The 20,977-nt window shown below is 67.3% G+C and carries 20 protein-coding genes and 1 pseudogene; 15 read left to right on the top strand and 6 right to left on the bottom strand.

What is annotated here, in order from left to right; translation table 11 throughout:
• The 5 genes and pseudogenes from ACRDTL_RS21515 to recX form a co-directional block, all read left to right on the top strand.
• On the top strand, positions 1-936 hold a 936-nt coding region (locus tag ACRDTL_RS21515; protein WP_431508720.1), incomplete at its 5' end, for a glycosyltransferase.
• Between the two features lie 10 nt (positions 937-946).
• Positions 947-1,141 (top strand): DUF3046 domain-containing protein, encoded by a 195-nt coding sequence (locus ACRDTL_RS21510; protein ID WP_431508719.1) that lies wholly within the window; start codon positions 947-949, stop codon positions 1,139-1,141.
• 47 nt (positions 1,142-1,188) lie between these two features.
• Positions 1,189-1,338: pseudogene (locus ACRDTL_RS21505) on the top strand (AbrB/MazE/SpoVT family DNA-binding domain-containing protein); the annotation flags it as partial.
• Positions 1,339-1,606: 268 nt separating this feature from the next.
• On the top strand, positions 1,607-3,763 hold the full coding sequence (gene recA / locus ACRDTL_RS21500; protein ID WP_431508718.1) for an intein-containing recombinase RecA: 2,157 nt from the start codon (positions 1,607-1,609) through the stop codon (positions 3,761-3,763).
• Entirely contained in the window at positions 3,729-4,256 is a 528-nt protein-coding gene (gene recX, locus ACRDTL_RS21495; RefSeq protein WP_431508717.1) for a recombination regulator RecX, read from the top strand. The genes recA and recX overlap by 35 nt, the downstream gene beginning before the upstream one ends.
• On the opposite strand, the gene ACRDTL_RS21490 is transcribed toward recX, so the two are convergent.
• Positions 4,253-4,711: an OsmC family protein gene (locus tag ACRDTL_RS21490; RefSeq protein ID WP_431508716.1), complete on the bottom strand. Its 459-nt coding sequence runs from the start codon at positions 4,709-4,711 to the stop codon at positions 4,253-4,255. The two genes, recX and ACRDTL_RS21490, sit on opposite strands and share 4 nt — an antisense overlap.
• Before the next feature lie 4 nt (positions 4,712-4,715).
• Positions 4,716-5,471: a class I SAM-dependent methyltransferase gene (locus ACRDTL_RS21485; RefSeq protein WP_431508715.1), complete on the bottom strand. Its 756-nt coding sequence runs from the start codon at positions 5,469-5,471 to the stop codon at positions 4,716-4,718.
• 42 nt (positions 5,472-5,513) lie between these two features.
• On the opposite strand from ACRDTL_RS21485, the gene miaB reads away from it, so the two are divergent.
• Positions 5,514-6,977 (top strand): tRNA (N6-isopentenyl adenosine(37)-C2)-methylthiotransferase MiaB, encoded by a 1,464-nt coding sequence (gene miaB / locus ACRDTL_RS21480; RefSeq protein WP_431508714.1) that lies wholly within the window; start codon positions 5,514-5,516, stop codon positions 6,975-6,977.
• Positions 6,974-7,564: an Rv2732c family membrane protein gene (locus ACRDTL_RS21475; protein ID WP_431508713.1), complete on the top strand. Its 591-nt coding sequence runs from the start codon at positions 6,974-6,976 to the stop codon at positions 7,562-7,564. Before miaB ends, ACRDTL_RS21475 begins: the two co-directional genes overlap by 4 nt.
• An 88-nt stretch (positions 7,565-7,652) precedes the next feature.
• On the opposite strand, the gene ACRDTL_RS21470 is transcribed toward ACRDTL_RS21475, so the two are convergent.
• Positions 7,653-8,972: a DUF349 domain-containing protein gene (locus ACRDTL_RS21470; protein ID WP_431508712.1), complete on the bottom strand. Its 1,320-nt coding sequence runs from the start codon at positions 8,970-8,972 to the stop codon at positions 7,653-7,655.
• Between the two features lie 231 nt (positions 8,973-9,203).
• Here ACRDTL_RS21470 and ACRDTL_RS21465 point away from each other — a divergent pair, with 231 nt between their 5' ends.
• The 6 genes from ACRDTL_RS21465 (at position 9,204) to hflX (ending at position 15,144) form a co-directional block, all read left to right on the top strand.
• Positions 9,204-10,103, top strand: coding sequence for a DMT family transporter (locus ACRDTL_RS21465; RefSeq protein ID WP_431508711.1), 900 nt, complete (start codon positions 9,204-9,206; stop codon positions 10,101-10,103).
• Positions 10,104-10,218: 115 nt separating this feature from the next.
• Positions 10,219-11,130 (top strand): DMT family transporter, encoded by a 912-nt coding sequence (locus ACRDTL_RS21460; RefSeq protein ID WP_431508710.1) that lies wholly within the window; start codon positions 10,219-10,221, stop codon positions 11,128-11,130.
• Between the two features lie 57 nt (positions 11,131-11,187).
• Positions 11,188-11,871 carry a hypothetical protein gene (locus tag ACRDTL_RS21455; protein ID WP_431508709.1) on the top strand — a complete coding sequence of 228 codons (684 nt, stop codon included), beginning with the start codon at positions 11,188-11,190 and terminating at the stop codon, positions 11,869-11,871.
• Entirely contained in the window at positions 11,868-12,782 is a 915-nt protein-coding gene (gene miaA, locus ACRDTL_RS21450; RefSeq protein WP_431508708.1) for a tRNA (adenosine(37)-N6)-dimethylallyltransferase MiaA, read from the top strand. Before ACRDTL_RS21455 ends, miaA begins: the two co-directional genes overlap by 4 nt.
• 4 nt (positions 12,783-12,786) lie before the next feature.
• A complete protein-coding gene (dapF, locus tag ACRDTL_RS21445) occupies positions 12,787-13,659 on the top strand; it encodes a diaminopimelate epimerase (RefSeq protein WP_431508707.1) in 873 nt (290 codons plus the stop codon).
• 48 nt (positions 13,660-13,707) lie between these two features.
• On the top strand, positions 13,708-15,144 hold the full coding sequence (hflX, locus tag ACRDTL_RS21440; RefSeq protein ID WP_431508706.1) for a GTPase HflX: 1,437 nt from the start codon (positions 13,708-13,710) through the stop codon (positions 15,142-15,144).
• Here hflX and ACRDTL_RS21435 read toward each other — a convergent pair.
• Entirely contained in the window at positions 15,126-15,632 is a 507-nt protein-coding gene (locus ACRDTL_RS21435) for a hypothetical protein (RefSeq protein WP_431508705.1), read from the bottom strand. The genes hflX and ACRDTL_RS21435 overlap by 19 nt on opposite strands.
• An 86-nt stretch (positions 15,633-15,718) precedes the next feature.
• On the opposite strand from ACRDTL_RS21435, the gene ACRDTL_RS21430 reads away from it, so the two are divergent.
• Positions 15,719-16,879 (top strand): acyl-CoA dehydrogenase family protein, encoded by a 1,161-nt coding sequence (locus ACRDTL_RS21430; RefSeq protein WP_431508704.1) that lies wholly within the window; start codon positions 15,719-15,721, stop codon positions 16,877-16,879.
• Here the strand turns inward: ACRDTL_RS21430 and ACRDTL_RS21425 are convergent.
• A complete protein-coding gene (locus ACRDTL_RS21425) occupies positions 16,876-18,063 on the bottom strand; it encodes a TerC/Alx family metal homeostasis membrane protein (RefSeq protein ID WP_431508703.1) in 1,188 nt (395 codons plus the stop codon). The two genes, ACRDTL_RS21430 and ACRDTL_RS21425, sit on opposite strands and share 4 nt — an antisense overlap.
• Positions 18,064-18,219: 156 nt before the next feature.
• On the opposite strand from ACRDTL_RS21425, the gene ACRDTL_RS21420 reads away from it, so the two are divergent.
• A complete protein-coding gene (locus ACRDTL_RS21420; RefSeq protein WP_431508702.1) occupies positions 18,220-20,163 on the top strand; it encodes an LGFP repeat-containing protein in 1,944 nt (647 codons plus the stop codon).
• Between the two features lie 33 nt (positions 20,164-20,196).
• Here the strand turns inward: ACRDTL_RS21420 and lexA are convergent, their stop codons facing one another.
• Positions 20,197-20,901: a transcriptional repressor LexA gene (gene lexA / locus ACRDTL_RS21415; RefSeq protein ID WP_431508701.1), complete on the bottom strand. Its 705-nt coding sequence runs from the start codon at positions 20,899-20,901 to the stop codon at positions 20,197-20,199.
• Positions 20,902-20,977 lie beyond the last annotated feature (76 nt).

Below are 20,977 nucleotides of genomic sequence, written 5' to 3'. Positions count from 1 at the left end.
GTGCAGAACGTTCCGCGCCTGCGGGACCTGGCGCCGGATCTGGTGGTGTCCGATGTCATCACGGCGTGCGGCGGCATGGCCGCTGAGTTGATGGGAATCCCGTGGATCGAGCTCAACCCGCATCCGCTGTACTTGCCGTCGAAGGGGCTGCCGCCGCTGGGCAGCGGGCTGGCGCCGGGAACCGGCGTTCGCGGGCGGCTGCGAGACTCCGCAATGCGGGCGCTGACGGCACGGTCCTGGCGCGCGGGTCTGCGTCAGCGCGCGGCGGTGCGGGCCGAGATCGGCCTGCCGGCGCACGACCCGGGGCCGTTGCGCCGGCTGATCGCCACCCTGCCGGCGTTGGAAGTGCCCCGCCCGGACTGGCCGGCCGAAGCCGTCGTGGTGGGTCCGCTGCACTTCGAGCCGACCGAGCAGGTGCTGCCCATCCCGCCCGGGGAGGGGCCGCTGGTGGTGGTGGCGCCGTCGACGGCGTTGACCGGGACACGGAGTATGGCGCAGACCGCACTGGACTGCCTGGTGCCGGGAACCGGGCTGCCCGCCGGCGCGCGAGTGGTGGTGTCGCGGCTGAACGGTCCCGATCTGACCGTGCCGCCCTGGGTCGTGGCCGGCCTGGGGCGCCAGGACGAACTGCTGGCGCACACCGACCTGGTGGTCTGTGGCGGCGGGCACGGCATGGTGTCCAAGACCCTGCTTGCCGGTGTGCCGCTGGTGATCGTCCCCGGCGGCGGTGACCAGTGGGAGATGGCCAACCGGGTGGCGCGCCAGGGCAGCGGGCGGCTGGTTCGGCCGCTGACGGCCGACGCGCTGGTCGCCGCGGTCGGTGAGGTGTTGTCGACGCCGAGCTACCACGAAGCTGCCCGGCGGGCCGCCGCCGGCATCACTGCGGTCGCCGATCCGGTGTGGGTGTGTCACGAAGCGCTTGCGCTCGCTGGGTAGGTTGTACGACGTGCGCCTGACGGAGTTCCACGAACTGGTCACCCTGCGGTTCGGCGTCACCTATGGCGCCTCGGTGCTGGCCGACCATGTGCTGAGCGGGTACGACGGGCGTACCGCCACCCAGGCGATCGAGGACGGCGTGGACCCGCGCGACGTGTGGCGGGCGCTATGCGTCGACTTCGACGTCCCCCGCGAACAGTGGTGAAGGTTCCTCGGGGTGGCCTACGCTCAGGCAAATGTAAATTCTGTGCCATGCGATCTACCATCGACGCCGCAGGGCGCCTGCTAATCCCCAAGCGGATTCGCGACCGCCTGGGTCTGCGCGGAAACGAGCAGGTGGAGATCACCGAGCGCGATGGGCGCATCGAGATCGAACCAGCCCCGACCGATGTCGAACTTGTAACGCTATTGACTCGGGACTTGCGGGCGGTCAGGACCTACCAGCGATTGCAGGTGGAGTTCGACCTGGCGGCGTGACAAATCGCGTGCCTGTCCGCTTGTCGACGACAGTACGGCGCGCCTACTTGCCATCGAACACACGTTCGCTACTGTGGGCAGTGTTCGACGATCCGATGCTGGTCAGGCCACTTGTCAGACCCTGCCTCTAGCGTGGCGGCCAACTGACCAATACCGGTCAATCGAACACCGACTACACCGAGAGGTAGCCACCATGACGCAAGCCCCTGACCGCGAGAAAGCTCTCGAACTGGCGATGGCCCAGATCGAGAAGAATTACGGCAAAGGGTCGGTGATGCGCCTCGGCGACGAGGTGCGTCAGCCGATCTCGGTCATCCCGACCGGTTCGATCGCACTCGACGTTGCCCTGGGCATCGGCGGCCTGCCGCGCGGCCGGATCGTGGAGATCTACGGCCCGGAGTCTTCGGGTAAGACCACCGTCGCCCTGCATGCGGTGGCCAACGCCCAGGCCGCCGGCGGGATCGCGGCGTTCATCGACGCCGAGCACGCCCTGGACCCCGACTACGCCAAAAAGCTCGGCGTGGACACCGACTCGCTGCTGGTGTCCCAGCCCGACACCGGTGAACAGGCGCTGGAGATCGCCGACATGCTGATCCGCTCCGGTGCGCTGGACATCCTGGTCATCGACTCGGTGGCCGCGCTGGTGCCGCGGGCCGAGATCGAAGGCGAAATGGGTGACAGCCACGTCGGCCTGCAGGCCCGGCTGATGAGCCAGGCGCTGCGGAAAATAACTGGCGCGCTGAGTAATTCGGGCACCACGGCGATCTTCATCAACCAGTTACGGGAAAAAATCGGCGTGATGTTCGGGTGTGGGTCCTGGTATACCAACGTCACCCTTGCTGACGGATCGACTGAAAAGCTGGGCAAGATTGTGAACCAGAAGATGGATGTCGAGGTCTTGTCCTACGACTTCGAGTCCGGTCGCATCGTCCCGCGCAAGGTGACCAACTGGTTCAACAACGGCAAGGCCGAAGAGTTCTTGCACTTCAAAGTTGATAGAGCAGGGGGCGGGACGGGTCGCGGCCACGCTAGCTTGGCTATGACTCGGAATCATCTCATCCGAACTCCGGGCGGCTGGCGCGAAGCTGAAGACATCCAGGTCGGCGACCGTGTGATGCTGGCCCAGCCGAGTCTGCTCAGTGATCAGCAATGGGAAGTTGTGCTGGGTTCCTTGATGGGCGACGGATGCCTTTCTCGTCCGGTGCGGCAAGATTCGGAATCGGCCCGGCTTCGTATTGGTCATGGGGCAAAACAGTCGGCATATCTTGATTGGAAAGTCTCCTTGCTGGAGAACGTTCCGCACTGCCGCACCAGTAATGGCAAGGGAGCTGTATTCGCAGACTTCACTCCACTCTCCGAGCTCCATGAGCTGATGAGCGCGGTGTACTTGGGCGATGGTAAGAAGTTCCTCTCTGAGGAGTACCTCAAGGCGCTAACTCCATTGGCGCTGGCCATTTGGTACATGGACGACGGTTCGTTCAGCCTCCGCTCTAGGGGCTTACAGCAGCGCACCCTAGGTGGTAGCGGGCGAATCGAGATCTGTGTTGAGGCAATGAGCGAAGGGTCGCAGATACGTCTTCGTGACTACCTATGCGACACCCGCGGTCTGGACGTGCGACTGCGAAAGGCTGGTGCGGCTGGTAACTCGGTGATGGTCTTCTCTACCCAGGCCACTGCTAGATTCCAGGAACTCATAGCGCCGTACGTGCATCCATCCATGGCGTACAAGCTGCTGCCGCGCTTCCGTGGTCAGTTCAGCGTGGAGCCGCAATTTGTTGCTCCCACGATGCAACTGATGCCGGCGCGCGTCACCGAGATCGAGTCGAAGACGGACTATCAGAAGATGGATCGCTTCGACATCGAGGTCAAGGGATCGCATAACTACTTCGCCGACGGTGTGATGGTGCACAACTCACCCGAAACGACAACGGGCGGAAAGGCGTTGAAGTTCTACGCCTCAGTCCGCTTGGACGTGCGGCGAATCGAAACGCTCAAGGACGGCACCGATGCGGTGGGCAACCGCACAAGGGTCAAGGTCGTCAAGAACAAGGTTTCACCCCCTTTCAAACAGGCCGAGTTCGACATCCTCTACGGCAAGGGCATCAGCAAGGAAGGCTCGCTGATCGACATGGGCGTGGACCAGGGCTTCATCCGCAAGTCCGGCTCCTGGTTCACCTATGAGGGCGAGCAGCTCGGCCAGGGCAAGGAGAACGCCCGCAGCTTCCTGATGGAGAACATCGAGGTGGCCAACGAGATCGAGAAGAAGATCAAAGAGAAGCTTGGCATCGGTGCGGTGATAACCGATGAATTGACCGATGACAGCGTCTTGCCCGCCCCCGTCGATTTCTGAGCCGTCCCGCGAGGAGCAGGCGCGGGCGTTATGCCTGCGCCTGCTCACCGCGCGGTCACGAACCCGGGCAGAGCTCGAAGGCCAGCTGGCCAAGCGCGGCTATCGCGACGACGTCAGCACCCGGGTGCTGGACCGGCTGGCCGCCGTCGGCCTGGTCGACGATGTCGACTTCGCCGAGCAATGGGTGCACTCCCGGCGGGCGAACGCCGGAAAAGGCAAGCGCGCGTTGGCCGCTGAGTTGCGCACCAAGGGCGTCGACAACGACGTGATCACCGCGGTGCTGGACGGGATCAAACCCGCTGCCGAGCGGGCGAGAGCCGAGCAGCTGGTGCAGGCCAGGCTGCGCCGCGAGACCCTGAACGACGAGGGCGACGAGGCCCGGGTGTGCCGCCGGCTGGTTGCGATGCTGGCGCGCCGCGGCTACAGCCAGACCCTGGCCTATGACGTGGTCAGTGGCGAGGTGGCCGCCGAACGTGAACGACGGCGCGTCTAGTTCGCCGTGAACTCGACCTGCGGCACAACGTCGACCTCGGTACGCAGCGAGTTGCCGATGTAGCACTCCCGGTGCGCCACCTCGACCAGGTGATGGATCTGTTCGACCGTCGGCCCGCCTGCCACGACGATCCGTGGCCGCAGCGTGATCCGGGTGATGCTGACCGGATTGTGCTCGGGCATGACACCCTCGGCGTCATCGTTGTAACTGAGGACGTCTGCGCCTGCCCGCGCTGCGACGGCCAGAAAGGACAGTAATTGGCAGGAGGAGGCTGCCATGACCAGCAACTGCTCGGGGTTGAGGTGGTCAGGCTGACCCAGGAAAGCTGGGTCAGCGGAGAGCACCAGGGAGTCCTGTGCCGGATCGGCGCTTGCAGCGTGCTCCCGCGGGTAGTGGTGGTATCCACGCCCAGTTGAACCGTTCCATCGGCAGCGGGCACGGTAAGTATGCAGCATCGGATCAGCCTGACACACCGGCCACCACGATGCGCAAACCGAGGTCAACCGAGTCCTGTTGCAAGAGATCGTGGTAGCGCCGACTCCACGCACCGGAGGCCAGATCGCTGGACAACCGCCTGATCCCGTCGTCGACGCTAACCGGATCGCATTTCGCCAGCATCGAAATGCATGCACGGACACCGGGATCGAGGTACATCTGCGGCCGACGCCAATACGACAACCCGAAGCCGTCGACGCAGTCGTGGGGAATGAGAACCGGCTGCACGCGCGCAGCGCCCAAGCTCTCCACGACTGTCGACAACCGCGGCGCCGTAGCCACCACGGCACCGGCCGCGGGAATGTAATCGGCAACAAGCCAGAACCGATTGTGTATTGCGGGGTCGAAGGTCAGCACCACCTGTCGTCGGGCCACTCGGCGCATCTCCGTCAACCCGGCGACCGGATCGGCCCAGTGGTGCACTGTGAGAACAGCCATCGCGGCGTCGAACGACTGGTCGCGAAACGGCAGGTGCTCCGCCGTCGCCATCGCCACCGGCGGAGCGGGCGCACGCTGGGCGATCATCACCCGCGACGGCTCAACCGCGACGACTGCACGATCGGCCGGTTCATAAGACCCGGCCCCGGCGCCGACGTTCAGAATCGTCCGGGCGTTGCCCAGCGCCGCGTCGATCGCGCGGGCGATTCTCGGGTCCGGCTTGCGGAAGGCCGCGTAGCCGGCGCCAATCTCGTCGTAGGCTGCTGCCGAAGCATCCGACATGGGCCGACCCTATGCCGGGCGGCGTCGCCGTACCATGGGCCCGTGACTTCGACGCTGGCACCACGCGCTGTGCGCACCTATCAGGTGCGCACCTATGGGTGTCAGATGAACGTCCACGACTCCGAGCGGCTGGCCGGGTTGCTGGAGGCCGCCGGCTACCGGCGCGCGCCCGAGGGCGTCGACGCCGACGTGGTGGTCTTCAACACCTGCGCGGTGCGGGAGAACGCCGACAACAAGCTGTACGGCAATCTCAGCCATCTGGCGCCGCGCAAACGCAGCGACCCGCAGATGCAGATCGCCGTCGGGGGCTGCCTGGCGCAGAAGGACCGCGACACCGTGCTGCGCAAGGCGCCGTGGGTCGATGTCGTGTTCGGCACCCACAACATCGGGTCGCTGCCCGCGCTGCTCGACCGGGCCCGCCACAACCGGACCGCCCAGGTCGAGATCGCTGAGGCACTCCGGGAGTTCCCGTCAAACCTGCCGACTGCCCGCGAATCCGCCTATGCCGCATGGGTTTCCATTTCGGTCGGATGCAACAACAACTGCACGTTCTGCATCGTGCCGTCGCTGCGCGGCAAAGAGGTCGACCGCAGCCCGGACGACATCCTGGCCGAGGTGGCATCGCTGGTCGCCGACGGGGTGCTGGAAATCACGCTGCTGGGCCAAAACGTCAACGCCTACGGAGTGTCGTTCGCCGACCCGGCCCTGCCGCGAAATCGTGGTGCCTTCGCCGAACTGCTGAGGGCCTGCGGGCGCATCGACGGACTGGAGCGGGTGCGGTTCACCTCGCCGCACCCGGCCGAATTCACCGACGACGTCATCGAAGCGATGGCGCAGACTCCCAACGTCTGCCCGGCGTTGCACATGCCGCTGCAGTCGGGTTCGGACCGGATTCTGCGGGCGATGCGGCGTTCCTACCGTGCCGAACGCTATCTCGGCATCATCGACCGGGTTCGGACGGCGATGCCGCACGCCGCGATCACCACCGATCTGATCGTGGGGTTTCCCGGCGAGACCGAAGACGACTTCGCGGCCACGCTCGACGTCGTGCGGCGAGCGCGGTTCTCCGGCGCGTTCACCTTCCAATACTCCAAACGCCCCGGCACCCCCGCGGCCGAATATCGGCAGCTGCCGAGAGCGGTGGTGCAGGAACGTTACGAGCGGCTGGTGGCGTTGCAGGAGCAGATCGCCCTGGAGGAAAACCATGCCCAGATCGGACGCACCGTCGAGGTGCTGGTGGCCACCGGTGAGGGACGCAAGGACGCCCGCACCGCGCGGATGAGTGGGCGCGCGCGCGACGGACGGCTGGTGCATTTCGCGCCGGGCACGCGGCATGTGCGCCCTGGCGACATCGTCACCACGGTGATCACCGACGCCGCGCCGCACCACCTCATCGCCGACGGCGACGTCGTCACGCACCGCCGCACCCGCGCCGGTGACGCCCATGATGCGGGGCAGCGTCCGGGCGGTGTCGCTCTGGGTATGCCGGGTATCGGCCGCCGATGAGCGACGAGAATTTCGAGGCCTACCGAGCTGATCTCGAGGCGGCAGAGCGGCGGATTGCCCACGAAATCGATCCGGGCGCAAGGGCTTTGGTCGTGGCCATCCTGGTGTTCGTGTTGCTGGTGTCATTCATCCTGCCGCACACCGGCGACGTTCGCGGATGGGATGTGCTGTTCGGCGGCCGGGACGCTGCAGCTGCTGCGGTGACACTGCCATCGCGTGTATTCGGCTGGCTGGCGCTGGTTTTCGGTGTCGGGTTTTCGATGCTGGCGTTGCTGACCCGACGCTGGGTGCTGGCCTGGTCGGCGTTGTCAGGCTCGGCGGTGGCCAGCGGTGTCGGTCTTTTGGCCGTGTGGTCGCGGCAGACCGTGACCGCCGGGCATCCCGGACCCGGCATCGGCCTGCTCGTCGGGTGGGTCACCGTGATGCTGCTGACATTTCATTGGGCCCGGGTGGTGTGGTCGCGGACGATCATTCAGCTGGCCGCCGAGGAGCAGCGCCGACGCGCCGCCACGAGCCAGCAGTCGAGAACGCTGTTGGACACCCTCGACGACGCCGATGACAAGCCGCCGCCCGACGAAGCCTCCTAATCACGTCGACTGTGTGGGTTGTGGTCGAAAAACGCGCGAAATTGTGGACATAGCCCACACACTCGACGAGAAGGCAAAGGCTAGGACCTTAGGACTTCAGCGCGTCGGCGGCGGCATCGGCCCATTGTCGCCACTGCTCAGCATTCGCCTTGGCTTCCTCGGCGTCCTTGCTACGGCCGGCAGCCTCGGCCTTCTGCGCTTGGCGCTCAAACTGCTCGGCACGCGCCCGGAACTGCTCGGCGCGGGCCTGCGCCTGGGGGTCCGACCAGTCCGATTCGCCGGCCTCCCGCACCTTCTTCTCGACGGCGCGCAGCCGCCGCTCCAATTCGGCCGACTGCTCGCGGGGCACCTTGCCGATCGCGTCCCACTTCTCGGCGATCGACCGCAGCGCTGCCCGCGCGGCCTCGTGGGTGGTGGTGTCGAGTTGTTCGGCCTCGCTCAGCAACGCCTCCTTGGCGGTGGCGTTGGCCTGCCACTCCGCGTCCCGTTCGGCGGTCGTGGCATTACGTGCCTTGAAGAAGGTGTCCTGGGCGGCTTTGAACCGGTGCCACAACACGTCGTCGACGTCGCGGGCCGCTCGCCCGGCGCCTTTCCACTCGGCCAGCAGCTTGCGGAACTCGGCGCTGGTGGCGCTCCAGTCGGTGGATCCGGCCAGTTCTTCGGCCTGTTCGCAGAGGTGTTCCTTGGCCTGGCGAGCACCCGCGCGCTCCCGGTCCAGCTCCGCGAAATGGGATCCGCGTCGGCGGTTGAATGTCTCGCGGGCCGTCGAATAGCGCTGCCACAGCGCGTCGTCGGTCTTGCGGTCCAGACCGCCGATCGTCTTCCACTCATCGAGAATCGCGCGTAGTCGGTCGCCGGCGGCTTTCCATTGCGTCGCAGTGGCGGCGAGCTCCTCGGCTTCCGCGGCCAGCGCTTCCTTGCGGGCGGTCTGGGCCGCCCGGTGTGCCTCGCGTCGGGCGCGGTCGGCGACGGCGACGGATTCGGCATGTTCGCGGATACCGGCCAGCCGGGTGGCCAGCGCGTCGACGTCCCCGAGCACGCTTGCCGTCGGCAATGCCTCGGCCAGCGCCGCGGCGGTGGCTTTGATCTTGCGGGCGTCGCCGGTGCCGGAGGCCAGCCGTTCCTCCATCAATGCGACTTCGGTGCTCAGGTCGTCGAATCGCCGCCCGAAGTGGGCGAACGCCGCTTCGGTGTCACCGGCCTGCCAAGAGCCGACGACCCGCTCACCGGCCGCGCTGATCAGCCACACCGTGCCGTCGGTGTCGACGCGTCCGAACCGGTGCGGGTCAGTGGCCAGTGGCGCCACGACCGGGTGCGGCGAGGGTCGGGGTGTCGGGCGGGGTCCGGGTCGCGGTCCAGGACGTGGAACCGGTCTGGCTTCGCTGCTGCGGGGCTCTTCGTCCGTCATGAGCTACCGTCACCTGCCCTCCGCGCGGGTTCCCGCGCACCTGCCGCGCATTGCGGCGCCAGCTACTGCCGCCGTCGTAGGCGCCTGTGGCATCCCGACGGTTCCCTCACCAGTATTCAAGCAGCTTGGCCCGCGGCGCACCCCGCGTTCGCCTTTGCCGGCCGCGGGTCGCCGAAGCCGCGTGGCACAGTTGGTGGTAGTCACGCCGGCCGCATATCGATGAGGAGATCCATGGCGCACGCGGACATCGCCAGTCTGCTTGCCCTGGGTGCGGCGTTGTTCATTGCGATCGGCGATGTGCTGCAACAACGTTCGGCCCATGAGGTCACCGACGAACCCGTCGGCAACATCGGTCTGTTCGCCAAGTTGTTGCGTGACCGCCGCTGGTGGCTGGGCAGCCTGGTAGCGGCCGGCGGGATGGGTCTGCAGGCCGCCGCGCTCGGGTTTGGTTCGGTGCTGCTGGTGCAGGCGCTGCTGGTGAGCTCGTTGCTGTTCGCGCTGCTGATCAGCGCCCGGCTGTCCCACCGCGCCCCGACCCGGTGGGAGGGGGTATGGGCGGTGCTGCTGGGCGCCGCGGTGGCGGTGATCGTTATCGTCGGCAATCCGCAGGCCGGCCAGTCTCGGGCGTCGCTTCAGACCTGGATCGGTGTGGCGGTCGTGCTGGGCCCGGCGCTGGTGGCCTGCGTGATCGGCGCCCGACTGGTGGAGGGCCGCGCCGCACCGGTGCTGCTTGCGCTGGTGTCGGGTTCGCTGTGGGGCCTGTTCGCGGTGCTCACCAAGGGGGTCGTCGCGCAGCTTTCGCACGGCTTCTGGGAGCTGTTGCGAACTCCTGAGCTCTACGCCTGGGCGGTGGTTGCCGTAGCGGGTACCAGTTGGGAGCAGTCGTCGTTCCGGGCCGGGGCACTGACCGCGTCGTTACCGACTTTGACGGTCACCGAACCGCTCGTCGCCGCCGTACTGGGCGTCGTCGTCCTCGGCGAGACCGTCCATACCGGTAAGATCGGATTGGTCGTCCTGGGGGCGGGGGTCGTGGTGATGGTGGTGGCGACTGCGGCGCTTGCGCGCTGTGAGGCCGCTACGGCGCAGCCGTCCAAGGATCGGGTGGCGCCGGCCACCCAACAACCCGCGTAGTCGGCCGTCGCGGCCACGTGTCATCCGGCGAAAAAGCGTGTCGTGTGAACTGTCAGTGAACTGGGTACGTACATAACGGCTTCCGGGCCGAACCTCGGCAAGGAGGTCACAGAGGATGTGGAGGGCGGATTTCGCCGCGCTGCTCGCGCTGTGCGCGGCATTGGCTTCCGCGTTCGGCGACGTAATCCGCCAGCGCTCCGCGCAGGAGATCACCGACAAGCAGGTCGGCCACCTCGAACTGTTCCGCATGTCGTTGCGCGACACGCGATGGTGGTTGGGCGGCGCGGGTGCCGTTGCCAACTACACGCTGCAGGCTGTCGCCCTGGCGTTGGCCTCGGTGATGCTGGTGACGTCTCTTCAGGTGGCTGCGCTGCTGTTCGCCCTGCCGATCTACTCGCGATTTACCCATCATCGGGTGACCCGCTGGGAGTGGATGTGGGCGGCGCTACTGGCCGTGGCACTGGCCGTGGTTGTCGCCGTCGGCGACCCGACTGCGGGTAGCAATCGCGCGCCGCTGGGAACCTGGATCGTGGTGGCCATCGTTTTGGGTCCGCTGTTGGTGGTGTGCGTGCTGGCTGCGCGAATCTCGTCGGGCAGCCCGGCGGCGCCGGTGCTGCTGGCGGTGGTGGCGGGGTCGTCGTTGGCGGTGTTCGCGGTGCTCACCAAAGGAGTCGTCCAGGTGCTCGAAGGGGGCATCGGGCCCGTGCTGCGCACGCCGGAGTTCTACGCATGGATCGGGACCGCGCTGGCCGGGATGATCTTTCAGCAGTCCGCTTTTCGTGCCGGTGCACTCACCGCCTCGTTGCCGACGATCACGGTGGCCAAGCCCGTGGTGGCGTCGGCGCTGGGGGTCACCGTGTTGGGCGAAAGCCTGCAAACCGACGGCCCGGACGCGTTCGTGCTGATCGCGGCGGTCGCAACGGTGATCGCCGCCACAGTGGCTCTCGCCCGCGGCGAGGCCGCGACCATCGCGGCCGGCCCCGGACGCGATCGGACAAGCACCCACCCCGTCACGGTGCCGTCGTAACACGAGGCTTGTCGGGCGCCCGGTGTGGTTGGGTGACGCAGCGCTAGTTTGGGTGGCGTGTTGGGCGCCATCGCGATTACCCCGTCCGCACCGGTGCTGGTCCCCGAACTCGCCGGAGCCGCGGCCGCCGAGGTCGCCGATCTGCGAACCGCCGTGATCGCCGCGGCCGCCGCGCTACCGCCGCGCTGGGTCGCTGTCGGCGTGGGCGGGGCGGATGCGGTCTTCGGCCCGCGCAGCGTCGGCACGTTCGCGGGTTTCGGCGCCGACGTACCGGTCCGACTGGCACCTGGTGCCGCTGAGCCGGCTGAGTTGCCGTTGTGCGCGCTGTTCACCGCGTGGCTACGCGGCCAAGCCCAGCCCGATGCCAGCGCCGAAGTCCGGGTGCATTCAGCACACCTCGACGTGGATGCGGCGATCGCTCGCGGTCGGCGATTGCGGGTCGAGATCGAGCAGGCCGCCGATCCGGTCGGGGTGCTGGTCGTCGCCGACGGCGTCACCACACTGGCCCCGGCCGCACCCGGCGGCTATCACCCCGGCGACCTCGATGTGCAGCGTGTCCTCGACGATGCGCTGGCCACTGGCGACGTCGCCGCGTTAGCGCAGTTGCCCGCCCAGGTAGTCGGGCGGGCGGCATTCCAGGTGCTGGCCGGTTTGGCCGAGCCCGCGCCGCGCTCGGCCAAAGAACTCTGCCGTGCAGCGCCCTACGGGGTGGGTTACTTCGTCGGCATCTGGCAGCCGTGAGGCCACTGGCGATCGTCGGCCCGACCGGGACCGGCAAGTCGCAGCTGGCTCTCGAGGTCGCCGAGCGGCTCGGCGGCGAAATCGTGAACGCCGATGCGATGCAGCTCTACCGCGGCATGGATATCGGCACCGCCAAGCTGGCGGTCGCCCAGCGCCGCGGCATTGCGCACCACCAACTCGACGTCCTCGACGTGACTGAGACCGCGACCGCCGCCCGCTACCAGCAAGAGGCCGCCGCCGACATCGAGGCGATCGCGGCCCGCGGCGCCGTGCCGGTCATCGTGGGCGGGTCGATGCTCTACATCCAATCGCTGCTCGACGACTGGTCGTTCCCGGCGACCGACCCGGCGGTGCGGGCCAACTGGGAGCAGCGGCTGGCCGAGGTCGGGACGACGGCGCTACATGCCGAGCTGGCCGCTCGCGATCCGGCCGCTGCGGCGTCGATCCTGCCCACCGATTCTCGACGTGTCGTGCGGGCGCTGGAGGTGGTCGAGCTCACCGGGCAACCATTCGCGGCGTCGGCGCCTGTCATCGGCGCGCCGCGGTGGGATACCGCGATCATCGGATTGGATTGCGCCACCGAACTTCTGGACGAGAGACTGGTCCGGCGCACCGACGCGATGTTCGAGCTCGGTCTGGTCGAGGAGGTCATCGCATTGCTCGGCCGGGGGTTGCGGGAGGGTGTCACCGCCTCGCGGGCGCTGGGGTACGCGCAGGTGATCGCGGCGCTGGACGCCGATGGGGGAGCGCCGGCGTTGGACGAGGCGCACCAGCAGACCCTGGTTGGCACCCGCCGCTACGTGCGACGGCAGCGGTCGTGGTTCCGTCGCGACCACCGGATCCACTGGTCCGACGGTGCCGCGGAGGGCCTTGTCGAGGCGGTGCTGCAGGTGTGGCGGCACGTATCCTGAGCAGGTGAGGTTCGCCAAGGGCCACGGCACCCAGAACGATTTCGTGCTGCTGGACGATCTCGACGCGCAGCTGGCGCTGACCACTGCGGCGGTGGCCACGCTGTGCGACCGGCGGCGCGGGCTGGGCGCCGACGGGGTGTTGCGCGTCACCACCGCCGGCGCGGCGCGGGCGACCGGCGTGCTGGATCGGCTGCCCGACGGCGTCGGCGCGGCCGACTGGTACCTGGACTACCGCAACGCCGACGGGTCGGTCGCGCAGATGTGCGGCAACGGCGCGCGGGTGTTCGCGCACTACCTGCGGGTCAGCGGGCTGGAGTCGCGCGACGAGTTCGTCGTCGGATCGCTGGCCGGCCCGCGACCGGTCGTGCTGCACCACGTCGACGCCACCCGTGCCGACGTCACCGTGGACATGGGCAAGGCCAACCGGCTCGGCACCGGGGAGGCCGTCGTCGGGGGTCGGCACTTCGCCGGCCTCGCGGTCGATGTCGGCAACCCGCACCTGGCGTGCGTGGATCCGGCGCTGAGCACCGAGGCGCTGGCGGCGTTGGACGTCGCGGCGCCGGTGGCCTTCGACGAGGCCCAGTTCCCCGACGGGGTCAACGTCGAGATCCTCACCGCGCCGGCCGACGGGGCGGTCACGATGCGCGTGCACGAGCGCGGGGTGGGCGAAACCCGCTCCTGCGGAACGGGAACCGTCGCCGCTGCGCTCGCCGCGCTGGCCTACACCGGCGCAACCACCGGCACGCTTTCGGTGCGGGTGCCCGGCGGCGAGGTCGTCGTCACGATCACCGAGGCCACCAGCCACCTGCGCGGTCCGTCGGTGCTGGTGGCCCGCGGCGAGCTGAGCGAGCAGTGGTGGCGGGCCCAGCAGCGTTAAACCAGATGCGCAACGCCGATTTGGCGTGCATTATCGGTGTTATCACCTATGACATTTCCCGAATTTCCTGATCGATTGACGCCCAGCACGGGCGAACTCGCGCTCGATGACCGTTCGGCGCTGCGCCGCGTCGCCGGGCTGTCCACCGAACTCACCGACATCTCCGAAGTCGAGTACCGGCAACTGCGCCTCGAGCGGGTGGTGCTCGCCGGCGTGTGGACCGAAGGCAGCGCCGCCGACGCCGAGGCCAGCCTGGCCGAGTTGGCCGCGTTGGCCGAAACGGCCGGCTCGCAGGTGCTCGAAGGAATGATCCAGCGCCGCGACAAGCCCGACGCGTCGACCTACATCGGCTCCGGCAAGGCAGCCGAGCTGCGCGAGGTGGTACTGGCGACCGGCGCCGATACCGTCATCTGCGACGGCGAGCTGTCCCCGGCGCAGCTGACCGCACTGGAGAAGGCCGTCAAGGTCAAGGTCATCGACCGCACCGCGCTGATCCTGGATATTTTCGCCCAGCACGCCACCAGCGCCGAAGGCAAGGCCCAGGTGTCGTTGGCGCAGATGGAGTACATGCTGCCGCGGCTGCGTGGCTGGGGTGAGTCGATGTCGCGGCAGGCCGGTGGCCGCGCCGGCGGCAGCACCGGCGGGGTGGGTCTGCGCGGCCCCGGTGAGACCAAGATCGAGACCGACCGGCGCCGCATCCGCGAGCGGATGGCCAAGCTGCGCCGCGACATCAAAGCGATGAAGCAGGTGCGCGACACCCAGCGCAGCCGCCGGCTGGCGAGCGACATGCCGTCGATCGCGATCGTCGGTTACACCAACGCCGGAAAATCCAGCCTGCTCAACGTGCTCACCGGCGCCGGGGTGCTGGTGCAGGACGCGCTGTTCGCCACCCTGGAGCCGACCACCCGCCGCGGACAGTTCGAGGACGGTCGGCCGTTCGTGGTCAGCGACACCGTCGGCTTCGTGCGGCACCTGCCCACCCAATTGGTGGAAGCGTTCCGCTCGACACTGGAGGAGGTCGTCGACGCCGACCTGCTGGTGCACGTCGTCGACGGCTCCGACGCCAATCCGCTGGCCCAGATCAGCGCGGTGCGCCAGGTGATCTCCGAAGTGATCGCCGATCACCACGGTGATCCGGCACCGGAACTGCTGGTGGTCAACAAGATCGATGCCGCAAGCGATTTGGCGCTGGCCAAGTTGCGCCGCGCGCTGCCCGAGGCGGTGTTCGTGTCGGCCCGGACCGGTGACGGCATCGACGCGTTACGCCGGCGGATGGCCGAGTTGGCCGCCCGAACCGACACCGCTGTCGACGTCATGATCCCCTATGACCGCGGTGATCTGGTGGCGCGTTTGCACGCCGACGGACGCGTGCAGCAGGCCGAGCACAACAGCGACGGAACCCGGATCAGGGCGCGGGTGCCGGTGGCCCTGGCCGCCAGCCTGCGCGAGTATTCGGTGAACGGCGCTCACTCGGCGACGTCGTAGACCTCGCCGGCGGGTGCCGCGAGGATCCGCCGGGCCAGATCGGCCTTCAGTTCGTCGAGGCGGCTCTCTTGGGTGTCACTGCGGCCGGACTTGCCGGCCAGATCGATGAATTCGTCGCTGACGAAGCCGTCGCACAGCAACAGCGTCGCCGAGCGATCTTCGACGCCGATCTCGAACACGAAGCTTTGCAGCCGCCGCCCGCGGTCGGGGCGGGCCAGGGTCAAATCGACGGTGTAGCGACCGTCGCTCACCGCGCGAATGACGGCTTCGAATCCGTCCCGCGCGCCCGGTCCCTGAAACGCGGTCCGCACGACGACCGAGCGCCGCGACGGTGGCCGTTCCGGCGACAGCAGCGCAAACGCCCGTTGCATGACCTTGAACGCATTGGCGACCCCGGCCGGCGAGTACGGCCCGGCGTAGCGCAGCATGTCGTCGAACGAGAACTCGAGCGTTTGCCCGCGTTCTTGCACCGCGAGAGTCTCGGCCATGCCATCGAGGGTAGGCCCGCGACGTCCGACCAACCGGCCGGTTGGTATATCTTGGGCGGCAGAGTCCCGATCGCCGGAGGTCAGTCATGGCTAGCGCCGCCAAATACCAGCGCACGCTGTTCGAGCCGGAGCACGAGTTGTTCCGCGAGTCCTACCGCGCCTTCCTGGACCGCCACGTCGCGCCGTACCACGACGACTGGGAGACGGCCAAGATCGTCGACCGCGGGGTCTGGCTAGAGGCAGGTAAACAGGGCTTTTTGGGCATGGCGGTGCCAGAGGAGTACGGCGGCGGCGGCAACCCCGACTTTCGCTACAACGCCATCATCACCGAGGAGACCGTCGCGGGCCGCTACAGCGGTATCGGCTTCGGGCTGCACAACGACGTGGTGGCGCCATATTTGCTGAGGTTGGCCACCGACGAGCAGAAACAACGCTGGCTGCCCAAGTTCTGCACCGGGGAATTGATCACGGCGATCGCGATGACCGAGCCGGGAACCGGTAGCGACCTGCAAGGCATCAAGACCCGCGCGGTCAAGCAGGGCGACCACTATGTGCTCAACGGGTCAAAGACGTTCATCACCAATGGGATCAACTCCGATCTGGTAATCGTGGTGGCGCAGACCGACCCCGATAAAGGGGCGCAAGGCTTTTCGTTGCTGGTCGTCGAACGCGGCATGGAGGGATTCGAACGCGGTCGACACCTGGACAAGATCGGCCTCGACGCCCAGGACACCGCTGAGCTGTCGTTCACCGACGTGAAAGTCCCCGCGGAGAACCTGCTCGGCGAGGAGGGCTCGGGGTTCATCTATCTCATGCAGAACCTGCCCCAGGAGCGGATCTCGATCGCGATCATGGCTGCCGCGGCGATGGAGACGGTGCTGGAGCAGACCCTGCAATACACCAAGGAGCGCAAGGCTTTTGGGCGGGCGATCGGCAGCTTCCAGAACAGCCGATTCCTGCTGGCCGAACTGGCGACGGAGACCACCATGGTGCGGATCATGGTCGACGAATTCATTCGGCTACATCTGGAGGAGAAACTGACCGCCGAGCTGGCCGCGATGGCCAAGTGGTACTCGACCGAAAAGCAGGTGCACCTGATCGACCGCTGCCTGCAGTTGTACGGCGGCTACGGCTACATGCGTGAATACCCCATCGCGCGTGCCTATCTGGACGCGCGGGTACAGACCATTTACGGCGGCACCACCGAGATCATGAAGGAGATCATCGGTCGTAGCCTCGGCGTTTAATCGTGGTTGTCCGCATCGTGCGCCCGGTGGGCTTGCTGGAGTAGATCCATCAGTTCGTCCTCGTGCCGGATCCGCGACCGATATTTCGCTGGCAGCGCCCGTATTTGGCGTTCTTCGGTGAGTAGCCGGGCGAAAATCCGGTGCCGTTCGACGAGATCGACCTCGTAGTGCCGGTCGAGGTACTCGGTGGCGTGCCGGCGGGCGCCGGCGACCGCATTCTGCGCACGTCCGCGCGCGGACAGCAGCGACGTCACCATGGTGATGACGAGGATGACGATGATCACCATCAACGACACCGTGGTACCGGGCTCAACGACCGGGACCGGCTTACCTCCGTTGACGAACGGAACGTTGTTCTTACGCAACGCATGCAACAGCAGTTTGAGGCTGATGAAGCCGAGGATCGCGGCCAGACCGTAGAACAAGTAGACCAACCGGTCGAGCAGGCCGTCGAGCAGGAAATACAACTGCCGAAGACCCAATAACGACAATGCGGTAGCGGTGAACACCAGATAGACGTTCCGGCTGAGACCGAACAGGGCGGGGATCGAGTCGAACGCGAACAGCAGATCACTGCCGCCGACGGCGAGCATCGCCAGCAGCATCGGGGTCATCACCCGTTTGCCGTTCTCGACGGTGAATAATCGGTCGCCGTCGTAGTGCTCAGAGGTGCGTAAAAACCGCTTGGCGAGCCGGATGACGGTCGTGTCCGCGGTGCGGTCTTCGGGCTCCGTCGGTTTGATCAGACCGCCCGCGGCGATCAGCAGCACGACAGCGAACAGATAGAACGCCCAACCGGCCACGCTGATGAATGCGGCGCCCAGAAAGATGAAGACGGTGCGGGCCAGCATCGCGACCACGATGCCGAACAACAGCACTTTCTGCTGCGCGATCCGGGGAACGGCGAAGCTACCGATGATCACCAGGAACACGAGCAGGTTGTCGACGGAGAGCGCTTCGTTACTCAGGTAGCAGGCGAAATATTCGAAGCCCTTGGAGATCCCGCCGACAAGCATCACGCCTACGCCGAAGAGCATCGCAATTGCGATGTAGATCGCCGACCAGACAGCCGCCTCACGCAGCGTGGGCGCGTGCAATGCGCGGACGTGGAAGAAGTAGTCGAACAACGTCAAGCCGACCAGCCCGGCGACGGTCAGCGCCCAGACCAGTCCGGAAACACCCATGTCAGATGCGCTTCCTTCCGGGGGTGTCGCTCGGGTGGTGTTCCCGGCACGCTAACGCACCTCGCCGTGCATACGCAGCTCACTCGCCGCACGACACGGATGCGTTCGAGCCTCATTTCGGCGTCCGCCGGTATCTGTTTCCGTAGTGTCTGCGATATGACTGCGCATGGAGTGGGCAAGGCGCTTGGACGGGCCATGCTCGGTCTGGCCACGATCACAGCGGGCGTCATGGTGCTGGCGCCCACCGCCGCGGCATCCCCGGAAAGCGACGCCGACGACGCCATCACCGCGGCGTGGCAGGCCGCCGGCGGCGACGATTCCGAGCTGGGCGCCAAGCACGGTGACGTCTACCCGATAGCCTCCGGGTTCGCCCAGGACTTCGCCGGCGGCAAGATGTTCTTCAACCCGGACACCGGCGCCAGGGCGCTCTACGGCGCGCTGCTGGACAAGTACGAATCGCTGGGCGGTCCGGCCGGCAGCGACCTGGGCTTTCCCACCATGAACGAAGTGCCGGGTCTGGCCGGACCCGACAGTCGGGTCGCCACATTTTCGGCCAGCGACAAGCCGGTGATTTACTGGACGACCGCGCACGGGGCGCACGTCGTGCGCGGCGCGATCAACGCTGCCTGGGACAAGTTGGGCAGCTCGGGGAGCGTGCTGGGCGTCCCGGTTGGCGACGAAACCTACGACGGCGAAGCGGTCACCCAGGCGTTCAGCGGCGGTCGGGTGTCGTGGAACAGGCTGACCAAGGTGTTCAGCACCGTCCCCCCGGAGTTAGCACAGCAACTGGCCGGCACGCGGGTTCCGAACGATCCCACTGCGGCCATCAACGTGGCCTGGCGCGCGGCCGGCGGCCCGTCCGGTCCGCTGGGCGCCAAACAGGGCGGCCAATACCCGGTCGGCAACGACGGGCTTGCCCAGAACTTCGCCGGCGGCAAGGTCTTCTTCAGCCCCGCCACCGGCGCCAACGCCGTCGAGGGCGCCATCCTGGCCAAGTACGAGTCGCTCGGCGGCCCGGTCGGCAGCGACCTGGGCTTTCCCACCGCCAACGAGGCGGACGGCGGCATTACGCCGGCCAGCCGGATCAGCACATTTTCCGCTGCCGACAAACCGGTGATCTTCTGGACGCCCGACCACGGCGCGTTTGTGGTCCGCGCTGCGATGAAGGCCGCCTGGGACAAACTCGGCGGCCCGAAGGGCAAATTGGGCGCGCCGGTGGAGGACCAGTCGGTGTACCGGGACGTGGTCTCGCAGAAGTTCACCGGCGGCAAGATCGCCTGGGACCGGGCGAAGAACACATTCAGCACCGAGCCGGCCAACTTGGCGTCGTCGTTGTCCGGGGTGCAGGTGCCCGGGCAGAGCCAGCCGGCCGGGTCGGCGCAGCCCGCCACCGGCACCGGGCAGGCCTCGCACTGGTGGTGGTGGCTGGGCGTTATCCCGGCGCTGCTGCTGATCGCAATATTGGCGCTGATCCCGCGCTGGCAGCGCCAGCGCCGGCGGCGCAGGCGGCCGATCGTCGGCTCCGGCGACACCATGGCCGCTGAGTTCGAGCGTGACCTGGAAGCCGACTACGACGACCCCGATACGGCTCGGCACTGGTCGATTGACGCCGAGCCCGATCTTGGGCCGCCGATGTTCTCCGGTGAACGTCTCGGGCCCCCGGGGCGCACGGCGATGCGCCCGCCGGGCACCGGCTGGATGCCACCCGGGGCCGTTGGCGAGCCGCCGTCGACCGGTGAAACCCTCGGCGGCGCAGCGCTGTCGGAGTTCGATGACGGTGTCGATGCCGAGGACCCCGACGCGGTGGACACCGCGCCGACCCGGGTGCCCTCGGAGGCCGAGGTGCGCAGCGGACGACACGCTGCCGCAGATGCCGACGCGGAATCGGAAATGCCGCCGCCAGAAGCGGCTGCGCACCCAACGATCCACCTGCCCTTGGATGACCCACACCGGGCGCCGGACGGGTACCCGGTCAAAGGCAACGCCAGCTTCGGGTTGTACTACACACCTGACAGCGCGATGTACGACGACGCATTCGCCGAAATCTGGTTTGCCAGCGAGGACATCGCGCGCGTCAACGGCTTCATCAAAGGGGAGTAACCGAAGCTGCAGCGCCGGATCTGAATCCCAGGCTCACACCTTGCGGATCACGGTGACGACCTTGCCCAGCACAGCGGCGTCGTTTCCCGGGATGGGGTCGTATGCCGGGTTGTGCGGCATCAGCCAAACCTGTCCGCCGGTGCGCTTGAACGTTTTGACGGTGGCTTCTCCGTCGATCATCGCCGCGACGATGTCGCCGTTGTCGGCGACGTTCTGCTGACGCACCACTACCCAGTCGCCGTCGCAGATCGCCGCGTCGACCATGGAGTCACCGACGACCTTCAGTAGGAACAGGGCGCCCTCGCCGACCAGCTCCCGCGGCAGCGGGAAGACGTCCTCGACGGCTTCCTCGGCCAGGATCGGGCCGCCCGCCGCGATGCGCCCGAGCACCGGTACGAAGGTGGGTTCCGGCAGGGCGTCCGAACCGGACACGTCGGTGAGAACAGTGCGCCCGGCCGACGCATCGGCGCCGCGGACGTCTACGGCGCGAGGCCGATTCGGGTCCCGGCGCAAATAGCCCTTGCGCTCCAGTGTGCGCAGTTGATGCGCGACCGACGAGGTCGAGGTGAGACCCACGGCATCGCCGATTTCCCGGATGCTGGGCGGATACCCGCGACTGGTGACCGATGCGCGGATGACGTCCAGGATGCTCCGCTGTCGCTCGGTCAGTGCCGAATCCGCGGATCGTTGGCGCCGACCGGCGCCGGTGCCCGGGGTATCGCTGCTGCTGTCGCTCATGTAAGCGAATGTAGCCCGATTTGGTCCGAATTTCAAACATTTGTTCGACCGCGTGTCGCGATACCGGGCGCGTTGA

Source organism: Mycobacterium sp. (assembly GCF_050700595.1).
GTDB lineage: Bacteria > Actinomycetota > Actinomycetes > Mycobacteriales > Mycobacteriaceae > Mycobacterium.
This window is presented reverse-complemented; position numbering and strand designations above follow the sequence as displayed.

What these genes read in the sequence shown, in the direction of transcription:
- recA (WP_431508718.1), top strand. Translation starts at nt 1,607, where the DNA reads ATGACGCAAGCCCCTGACCGCGAGAAAGCTCTCGAACTGGCGATGGCC.
- recX (WP_431508717.1), top strand. Translation starts at nt 3,729, where the DNA reads ATGACAGCGTCTTGCCCGCCCCCGTCGATTTCTGAGCCGTCCCGCGAG.
- ACRDTL_RS21490 (WP_431508716.1), bottom strand. Translation starts at nt 4,711, where the DNA reads ATGCTGCATACTTACCGTGCCCGCTGCCGATGGAACGGTTCAACTGGG.
- ACRDTL_RS21485 (WP_431508715.1), bottom strand. Translation starts at nt 5,471, where the DNA reads ATGTCGGATGCTTCGGCAGCAGCCTACGACGAGATTGGCGCCGGCTAC.
- ACRDTL_RS21475 (WP_431508713.1), top strand. Translation starts at nt 6,974, where the DNA reads ATGAGCGACGAGAATTTCGAGGCCTACCGAGCTGATCTCGAGGCGGCA.
- ACRDTL_RS21470 (WP_431508712.1), bottom strand. Translation starts at nt 8,972, where the DNA reads ATGACGGACGAAGAGCCCCGCAGCAGCGAAGCCAGACCGGTTCCACGT.
- ACRDTL_RS21465 (WP_431508711.1), top strand. Translation starts at nt 9,204, where the DNA reads ATGGCGCACGCGGACATCGCCAGTCTGCTTGCCCTGGGTGCGGCGTTG.
- ACRDTL_RS21460 (WP_431508710.1), top strand. Translation starts at nt 10,219, where the DNA reads ATGTGGAGGGCGGATTTCGCCGCGCTGCTCGCGCTGTGCGCGGCATTG.
- hflX (WP_431508706.1), top strand. Translation starts at nt 13,708, where the DNA reads ATGACATTTCCCGAATTTCCTGATCGATTGACGCCCAGCACGGGCGAA.
- ACRDTL_RS21435 (WP_431508705.1), bottom strand. Translation starts at nt 15,632, where the DNA reads ATGGCCGAGACTCTCGCGGTGCAAGAACGCGGGCAAACGCTCGAGTTC.
- ACRDTL_RS21430 (WP_431508704.1), top strand. Translation starts at nt 15,719, where the DNA reads ATGGCTAGCGCCGCCAAATACCAGCGCACGCTGTTCGAGCCGGAGCAC.
- ACRDTL_RS21425 (WP_431508703.1), bottom strand. Translation starts at nt 18,063, where the DNA reads ATGGGTGTTTCCGGACTGGTCTGGGCGCTGACCGTCGCCGGGCTGGTC.
- ACRDTL_RS21420 (WP_431508702.1), top strand. Translation starts at nt 18,220, where the DNA reads ATGACTGCGCATGGAGTGGGCAAGGCGCTTGGACGGGCCATGCTCGGT.
- lexA (WP_431508701.1), bottom strand. Translation starts at nt 20,901, where the DNA reads ATGAGCGACAGCAGCAGCGATACCCCGGGCACCGGCGCCGGTCGGCGC.